Annotated in this window: 2 tRNA genes and 3 rRNA genes; all 5 read left to right on the top strand. The window is 52.6% G+C overall.

Features of this window, described 5'->3' with window-relative positions:
• Positions 1-254 precede the first annotated feature (254 nt).
• The 5 genes from H6F75_RS27650 to rrf all read left to right on the top strand — a co-directional run bounded on the left by H6F75_RS27650 (position 255) and on the right by rrf (position 5,367).
• Positions 255-1,743: ribosomal RNA gene (locus H6F75_RS27650) — 16S ribosomal RNA — on the top strand.
• Between the two features lie 170 nt (positions 1,744-1,913).
• Positions 1,914-1,987 (top strand) — tRNA-Ile (locus tag H6F75_RS27645).
• Between the two features lie 6 nt (positions 1,988-1,993).
• Positions 1,994-2,069, top strand: a tRNA-Ala gene (locus H6F75_RS27640).
• Between the two features lie 188 nt (positions 2,070-2,257).
• A 23S ribosomal RNA gene (locus tag H6F75_RS27635) occupies positions 2,258-5,140 on the top strand.
• 110 nt (positions 5,141-5,250) lie between these two features.
• Positions 5,251-5,367: ribosomal RNA gene (gene rrf / locus H6F75_RS27630) — 5S ribosomal RNA — on the top strand.
• Together the 16S, 23S and 5S rRNA genes with 2 tRNA genes alongside form the textbook arrangement of a ribosomal RNA operon.
• Positions 5,368-5,374 lie beyond the last annotated feature (7 nt).

Below are 5,374 nucleotides of genomic sequence, written 5' to 3'. Positions count from 1 at the left end.
TATATTGATAAAGCGCCTGAGGGAAGCGGCTCGAGCGAGCCACCTACTGAGGGTTGAAGCGAACCTCGACAACTACATAGTCTAGAAACAAAGCCAAGGTTCCTGTCAAGGATTAAATTGGTTCAACGATAGCATTTGTGCTGTGGTTGAGTCAAGTAAGAAGACAGAATCGGATACTGAGGTATCCGGGACATGCTTTTCGGGTTACTTTTCACGAGTAACTAAATGAGATTAGTCTTTCGGGATTAGTCACTAACATGGAGAGTTTGATCCTGGCTCAGGATGAACGCTGGCGGCGTGCTTAACACATGCAAGTCGAACGGACCCTTCGGGGTTAGTGGCGGACGGGTGAGTAACGCGTGAGGATCTGCCCTTAGGAGGGGAACAACAGTTGGAAACGACTGCTAATGCCCCATATGCCGAGAGGTGAAAAGTTATATCGCCTAGGGATGAACTCGCGTCTGATTAGCTAGTTGGTGGGGTAAAGGCTCACCAAGGCGACGATCAGTAGCTGGTCTAAGAGGATGATCAGCCACACTGGGACTGAGACACGGCCCAGACTCCTACGGGAGGCAGCAGTGGGGAATTTTCCGCAATGGGCGAAAGCCTGACGGAGCAACGCCGCGTGAGGGAGGAAGGCCTTAGGGTTGTAAACCTCTTTTCTCTGGGAAGAAGAACTGACGGTACCAGAGGAATAAGCCTCGGCTAACTCCGTGCCAGCAGCCGCGGTAAGACGGAGGAGGCAAGCGTTATCCGGAATTATTGGGCGTAAAGCGTCCGCAGGCGGCTTTTTAAGTCTGTTGTCAAAGCCCACAGCTCAACTGTGGATCGGCAATGGAAACTGGGAAGCTAGAGTGTGGTAGGGGTAGAGGGAATTCCCGGTGTAGCGGTGAAATGCGTAGATATCGGGAAGAACACCAGTGGCGAAGGCGCTCTACTGGGCCACAACTGACGCTGAGGGACGAAAGCTAGGGGAGCGAAAGGGATTAGATACCCCTGTAGTCCTAGCTGTAAACGATGGATACTAGGTGTTGGACGTATCGACCCGTGCAGTACCGTAGCTAACGCGTTAAGTATCCCGCCTGGGGAGTACGCACGCAAGTGTGAAACTCAAAGGAATTGACGGGGGCCCGCACAAGCGGTGGAGGATGTGGTTTAATTCGATGCAACGCGAAGAACCTTACCAAGGCTTGACATCCTGCGAATCTTTCAGAGATGAGAGAGTGCCTTCGGGAGCGCAGAGACAGGTGGTGCATGGCTGTCGTCAGCTCGTGTCGTGAGATGTTGGGTTAAGTCCCGCAACGAGCGCAACCCTCGTCCTTAGTTGCCATCATTAAGTTGGGCACTCTGGGGAGACTGCCGTGGACAACACGGAGGAAGGTGGGGACGACGTCAAGTCATCATGCCCCTTACGTCTTGGGCTACACACGTCCTACAATGCTACAGACAGAGGGCAGCGAGCGCGCGAGTGCAAGCAAATCCCATAAACTGTGGCTCAGTTCAGATTGCAGGCTGCAACTCGCCTGCATGAAGGCGGAATCGCTAGTAATCGCCGGTCAGCATACGGCGGTGAATACGTTCCCGGGCCTTGTACACACCGCCCGTCACACCATGGGAGTTGGCCACGCCCGAAGTCGTTACTCTAACCGTTCGCGGAGGAGGGCGCCGAAGGCAGGGCTGATGACTGGGGTGAAGTCGTAACAAGGTAGCCGTACCGGAAGGTGTGGCTGGATCACCTCCTTTTAGGGAGACCTACCCTTGATAACTCCGAACCATATTGAATTAGGAGTATTGAGCGGTCACTCTAGGTCGTTCAGGACTTTGAGTCGAGTTTCTAGACTATGGTTGAGGTTTATTTCTTAGCTTTAGGTGGCTGCTAACAATAGTTACTTAGGGAAAAGGAAACTAAACACGGGCTATTAGCTCAGGTGGTTAGAGCGCACCCCTGATAAGGGTGAGGTCCCTGGTTCGAGTCCAGGATGGCCCACTGCGTGGGGGTTTAGCTCAGTTGGTAGAGCGCCTGCTTTGCAAGCAGGATGTCAGCGGTTCGAGTCCGCTAACCTCCACCACGAAAGCAAGGAATCAATTCAGCACGGTGTGTTTTGGGGAAGTCCGAGGCATAGTCTGCTGGGTGAGAGCCTAGCAAAGAACCTTGAAAACTGAATATGAGAGAAGTGTAAGGTAGTACACACAGAACATTCAAAGTTCGTTGAGAGAAGAGTGAGATTGGTTAGCTAGTGATAGCTGATTAATTGAAGGTCAAGCTACAACGGGCTCACGGTGGATACCTAGGCACGCAGAGGCGAAGAAGGACGTGGTTACCGACGATACGCTTCGGGGAGCTGGAAGCAAGCTTTGATCCGAAGGTTTCCGAATGGGGCAACCCTAAATACGGCCACCTGAATCCATAGGGTGGCGCGAGCGAACGCAGCGAACTGAAACATCTTAGTAGCTGTAGGAAGAGAAAGAAAAATCGATTCCCTTAGTAGCGGCGAGCGAACTGGGAAGAGCCTAAACCAGTGGTTTTTACCATTGGGGTTGTGGGACAGCGATATGGACTCGAGCGGTTAGACGAAGCATTGGAATGATGCACCAGAGAAGGTGAAAGTCCTGTAGTCGAAAACTTAACGATACTAGCTGAATCCCGAGTAGCACGGGGCACGAGAAATCCCGTGTGAATCCGCGAGGACCACCTCGTAAGGCTAAATACTCCTGCGTGACCGATAGTGAACCAGTACCGCGAGGGAAAGGTGAAAAGAACCCCGGGAGGGGAGTGAAATAGAACATGAAACCGTGAGCCTACAAGCAGTTAGAGCCCGATTAAACGGGTGATAGCGTGCCTGTTGAAGAATGAGCCGGCGACTTATAGGGTCTGGCAGGTTAAGACGGAAATGTCGAAGCCAAAGCGAAAGCGAGTCTGAATAGGGCGATAGTCAGATTTTATAGACCCGAACCCGGGTGATCTAACCATGGCCAGGATGAAGCTTGGGTGATACCAAGTGGAGGTCCGAACCGACTGGCGTTGAAAAGCCAGCGGATGAGCTGTGGTTAGGGGTGAAATGCCAATCGAACCCGGAGCTAGCTGGTTCTCCTCGAAATGTGTTGAGGCACAGCGGTATTGATTATATACGGGGGGTAAAGCACTGATTCGGTGCGGGCTGCGAGAGCGGTACCAAATCGAGTCAAACTCAGAATACCCGTAGCACACAATGCCAGTCAGACGGTGGGGGATAAGCTTCATCGTCGAAAGGGAAACAGCCCAGACCACCAGCTAAGGTCCCCAAATGGATGCTAAGTGATAAAGGAGGTGGGATTGCAGAGACAACCAGGAGGTTTGCCTAGAAGCAGCCATCCTTAAAAGAGTGCGTAATAGCTCACTGGTCAAGCGATCCTGCGCCGAAAATGAACGGGGCTAAGCATCCTACCGAAGCTGTGGACTTGTATTTATACAAGTGGTAGAGGAGCGTTCTGTATGAGTTGAAGCGTTAGCGAGAGCAGGCGTGGATTGTACAGAAGTGAGAATGTCGGCTTAAGTAGCGAAAATGTAGGTGAGAATCCTACACCCCGAAATCCCAAGGTTTCCTCCGGAAGGCTCGTCCGCGGAGGGTTAGTCGGGACCTAAGGCGAGGCCGAAAGGCGTAGTCGATGGACAACGGATTAATATTTCCGTACCTGATTTGGATTGTGGCGGGGGACGGAGAAGGCTAAGACAGCCGGATGTTGGTTACCGGTTTAAGCTATCGAGGTGATGAGAGACGGCGAAAACGTCTTGAGCTGAGAAGCGAGTACGACCCGTTACGACGGGGAAGTGTCTGATGTCAGGCTTCCAAGAAAAGCCCGAACCACGTTAATTCAAATTGGCCCGTACCCTAAACCGACACAGGTGGGAAGGTAGAGTATACTAAGGGGCGCGAGATAACTCTCTCTAAGGAACTCGGCAAAATGGCCCCGTAACTTCGGGAGAAGGGGTACCACCGAGAGGTGGTCGCAGTGAAGAGTCCCAGGCGACTGTTTACCAAAAACACAGGTCTCCGCTAAGTCGCAAGACGATGTATGGGGGCTGACGCCTGCCCAGTGCCGGAAGGTTAAGGAAGTTGGTCAGGCTCTTCGGAGCTAAAGCTAGCGACTGAAGCCCCGGTGAACGGCGGCCGTAACTATAACGGTCCTAAGGTAGCGAAATTCCTTGTCGGGTAAGTTCCGACCCGCACGAAAGGCGTAACGATCTGGGAGCTGTCTCGGAGAGAGGCTCGGCGAAATAGGAATGTCTGTGAAGATACGGACTACCTGCACCCGGACAGAAAGACCCTATGAAGCTTTACTGTAGCTTGGTATTGGGTTCGGGCTTTAATTGCGCAGGATAGGTGGGAGACTTTGAAGTAGCCCTTGTGGGGGTTATGGAGTCACTGGTGAGATACCACTCTATTAAGGCTAGAATTCTAACTTTGACCCGTTATCCGGGCAGAGAACAGTATCAGGTGGGCAGTTTGACTGGGGCGGTCGCCTCCTAAATGGTAACGGAGGCGCGCAAAGGTTCTCTCAGGCTGGTTGGAAATCAGCCTTCGAGTGTAAAGGCATAAGAGAGCTTGACTGCGAGACTGACAAGTCGAGCAGGTACGAAAGTAGGCCTTAGTGATCCGACGGTTCCGCGTGGAAGGGCCGTCGCTCAACGGATAAAAGTTACTCTAGGGATAACAGGCTGATCTCCCCCAAGAGTTCACATCGACGGGGAGGTTTGGCACCTCGATGTCGGCTCATCGCAACCTGGGGCTGTAGTCGGTCCCAAGGGTTGGGCTGTTCGCCCATTAAAGCGGTACGTGAGCTGGGTTCAGAACGTCGTGAGACAGTTCGGTCCATATCCGGTGCAGGCGTAGGAACATTGAGAGGAGTCTTCCTTAGTACGAGAGGACCGGGAAGAACGCACCGCTGGTGTACCTGTTATCGTGCCAACGGTAAACGCAGGGTAGCTAAGTGCGGAGTGGATAACCGCTGAAAGCATCTAAGTGGGAAGCCCACCTCAAGATGAGTGTTCCCATGGCATAAGCCAGTAAGGTCACGGGTAGACCACCCGTTAATAGGCGCTAGATGGAAGTCCAGCAATGGATGTAGTCGAGGCGTACTAACAGACCGAGGGCTTGACCTCATCACAGGTTCACTCAATGAATCAACCATGGCTGTGTGCACAGCCTCACTTCTCTCTATTCAGTTCCTCAAGGAACTAACACAACATAATATTCAAGCAACGTAAGCTTTCCTGGTGTCTCTGGCGCTGTGGTCCCACTCTGACCCATCCCGAACTCAGTCGTGAAACGCAGCTGCGGCGAAGATAGTGAGGGGGTTGCCCCTTGTCAAAATAGCTCGATGCCAGGTCCTTACT

Source organism: Nodosilinea sp. FACHB-131, assembly GCF_014695395.1.
GTDB lineage: Bacteria > Cyanobacteriota > Cyanobacteriia > Phormidesmidales > Phormidesmidaceae > Nodosilinea.
Note: the sequence above shows the minus strand (reverse complement) of the source record. Positions and strands in the feature narration are given on the sequence as shown.